We start from the raw sequence: 3,806 nt of genomic DNA on the forward strand, positions 1-3,806 counted from the left end.
GAACATACAGGTCTTCTTTTTGGTACCTTCCCAATCCCGGGTTAGAGCCTACCATTTCACAAACCGCCGAGATAAGTATCAACCATAAGGTGAACCAGTATCTGAACCTTACACTTACCGGTTACTATACCCACATGAGAGATCTCATAAGCAGCGTGCCGGATAACGGGAATACCAATTTATATAATAACCGGTATTTAGGATATCCTGTCGATTATATTGAGGTTCCTTTTAATGCAGGAACGCAGAAAAACTACGGGGGAAATCTTATTATCAATAGCGCGTTCAGCATTGGCGCCTCAAGGTTTAAAGCGTGGACCTCTGTAAGTTACGTGGATGGTACCGTAATGGAAAGCGGCCCCTCTTCAAAGATAGTTGAAGTGCATTTGCCTTTCGTTGCTCCATGGCAGTTCAGGGCAGGAATAGATGGCCATTCGGGTAATTTCAATTATTCTGTAAGGCTGCTGCATTCGGGAAAGCAACGGTTAACAGGGTTTACCGATGATGCGAACCCTCACCACAGGCAGCTGCTGCCGGGCTTCACCCTTGTGAACGCATCGGCCGGATATACCTGGAAAGAACGGTTTACCTTTTTTGCAAAAGTTCAAAATGCACTCAACCAGCGCTACCGCAACCCGGTAGATGTAGATCTAAACGATAATAACTCCATCACATTCCATGGAAGCCTGCAGGATCCGTTGCGGGTAATGGCAGGTCTTACATTCAGTCTTCAATAATATCCTAATATCCGACCCCATGAAAAGCTTTTTTTCAACCCTCACGCTTCGAAGAAAGATCTACCTCAGTTTTTCTCTTCTTGTGGTTCTCTTTGTGGTAAATGGCATCATTACCCTTATCACCCTGCAGAATAATAAAAAACTGGCTTATAATGTCACTGAAGTTATCGATCCTGCTCTTGTGGCACTGAACGATCTGAAGCAGATGATGCTGGAATCAAAAATGTACACGACCAACTGGGTGTTCCTGCGCTCAAAACAGCAGGACAAGGACCTGTTGCTACAACTGCATCGGTCAGATTACCAGGCACTGAAAGAGCGGCTCGACAGTTATTCGGAACGCTGGAAAAACAGTTATTTGAAGGACAGTCTTCAGAAGGTTCTTACAGGGTTTGAAGAATTGCTTGTTATTGAAAAAAACATCATGGGTTCTTTACAAAAGTTTGAAGATTATGATGACGTGGTGATCAGGCTGGAGGCTGAGCAGGTAATTGAAGACGAAGTACTTCCAAGAACAGAAGCCTTAATGCGGTCACTTGGCAATGTTACCGCCTACGGACAAAAAGTAAGACTTGAAGAACATATTCGCCTTGAACGTTCTTCCAATGAATTAAGGGCGATCATCGTCGTGCTCGCCATCAGCATTATTTGCATTGGTTTATTCCTGGCTATTTATATGACGAAAGTAATCATCGGTCCTATCAATAAGATAAAATCAATTGTCAACGACCTTGGAAAAGGGATCATTCCCAGGTCGGCGCTGGAAACACGAAAAGACGAGATCGGCGAAATGATGCAGGCAGTGAACAACCTGTCGGAAAAAACCCTTGCCACTACGCAATTTGCACATGAAGTGGGGATCCGGAATTTTAATGTTCCATTTCAACCCCTCAGCGAAGAAGACGTATTGGGGAAAGCGCTTATCATCATGCGCGACAATCTGAGCGCAAGCGAAAAGGAAATACAGCAAAGCGCCAATGACCTTCATAAAAAAGACCAGCTGTTGCAGGCTGTAGCCGAAGCAACCCATGAACTGATCAGTAATAACGATATGGAGAAAGCGATGGGCGAATCGATACGATTGCTTGGATTGAAAATGCATATCGACATAGTCAATATTTACAAAAATTACGGCGACCTGAAAAATGACGGGCACTCCGATCAGTTGATGCGCTGGACCGCCCGGGATAATGAAATAGAATACAGAAGGCCCGAGTTCCAGCATATTAAAAATATGGGCTGTGCTTATAAGAAATTATCGAACAACGAAATTTATTACAGCTTCACCGGTGATATAGAAGATGAGTTGTTCAGGAGCATGCATGTCAAAAACGGTGCAAAGTCCATGGCTGTCATTCCTGTTTTTGTACTGGACGAATTCTGGGGATTTGTGAGCTTTTATGATTGCAGGATAAACCGGGAATGGACAGAGACCGAATTTTCGATACTTACATCATTCGCGGCTACGCTGGGTTCGGCTATTGAACGTAACCAGATGGAAACCCAGTTGATGGAGTCAAAAGAAAAGGCAGAAGCGGCCAGCGTTGCCAAAAGCGAATTTATGGCCAATATGAGCCATGAACTGCGTACGCCAATGAATGGTATTATCGGATTTAGTGAACTTGTGCTAACCACGGAGCTGAATAAAATACAACGCGAATACCTCGGCAATGTAAATAAGTCGGCCTATAATCTTCTAAATATCATTAATGATATTCTCGATTTCAGCAAAATTGAAGCCGGAAAATTACTGATCGACAATACTACTTTCCGTTTGAATGAAGTGATAGAGGAAACGGTGGACATGCTGGATATAAAAGCCCAGGAAAAGAACATAGAGATCATTTGTCATATCGATCCGAAGTTACCTGCGCAGTTTTATGGCGACCCGGTAAGGATAAGGCAGATATTGATCAACCTCGTTGGCAATGCCATCAAATTCACTAACGAAGGGGAGGTATTGGTTACCGTAAAGCAGGGGGTAACACAAATTGTGCATGGAAGGAAAATGCTGGAACTGGCTGTTTCGGTAAAAGATACCGGCATCGGTATTGCAAAAGATAAGGTCGATGCTATTTTTGAGAGCTTTACCCAGGCAGATTCTTCCACTACCCGCAAATTTGGTGGAACTGGTTTGGGGTTGACCATATCGAGGCGCCTTGCAGAGCTTATGGAAGGTAATTTATCTGTTGAAAGTGAACCCGGGGAAGGCAGTACTTTTACATTGAATTTAATGTTACAGATCATAGATGAAATGCCCCGGATCTCCATGGCGTCGAAAGGGCTGCTGCGTGAAGTACTGGTGATCGATGATAATATTACCAACTGCGAACTGATGAAGGGCATATTTGAATATCTTGATATTCCCTGCAAAATTTGTTTTAACGGGCCCGATGCGCTTAGGGTTATTCAGCAGGCTCTTGACGATGATCAGTTGTTCGATCTGATCATTACAGACCACCAGATGCCTGATATGGATGGGATCACCCTGGTAGGAGAGATCAAAAAACTGCTAAGCGGTTCGGCCGAGCCATTCATCCTGATGTTATCCTCACTGGAAAAGACAATGTTTCAGCACGAAGCGGAAAAGATCGGTATCGATAAATTCCTGTCAAAACCCGTTAAATTGAACGAGCTGGTCAACCTGCTGTCTTATTTGTTTGAACAATCTTATCTTAAAAAAGAGCCTGGCGTCAATGTTCCGCAGCTTGTAAAGTTTGTAAACCATAAAGAGATCCTGGTAGCGGAGGACAATCCGATGAATATGGAACTGATAACGCAGGTGTTGACCAATATGCAATTACAGGTAATAAAGGCCCATACCGGCCAGGAAGCAATTCATTTATTGGAAAAGCATAATCCGTCGCTCATATTTATGGATGTCAATATGCCGGTACTGGATGGGTTCGATACCACCTTGCAGATCCGCCGGTTAAGCGGGGCCAAAAAAGACATTCCGATCATCGCCTTAACCGCCGACGCCATGAAGGAGGATAAGGAACGCTGCCTGCAGGTAGGGATGAATGATTTTGTGTCGAAACCATTCCGGTTAAAAGAAATAGAAGCTGT

2 protein-coding genes are annotated in these 3,806 nt (G+C 44.0%); both read left to right on the top strand.

Annotation, left to right across the window (positions count from 1 at the left end):
• On the top strand, positions 1-737 hold a 737-nt coding region (locus A4R26_RS30435), incomplete at its 5' end, for a TonB-dependent receptor domain-containing protein (RefSeq protein ID WP_133054830.1).
• Positions 738-756: 19 nt separating this feature from the next.
• Positions 757-3,806, top strand: a 3,050-nt coding sequence (locus A4R26_RS30440) for a response regulator (RefSeq protein WP_133054831.1), incomplete at its 3' end; no start/stop codon positions are given.

The sequence above is a fragment of the Niastella populi genome (genome assembly GCF_002078015.1).
In the GTDB taxonomy this organism is placed as follows: domain Bacteria; phylum Bacteroidota; class Bacteroidia; order Chitinophagales; family Chitinophagaceae; genus Niastella; species Niastella populi.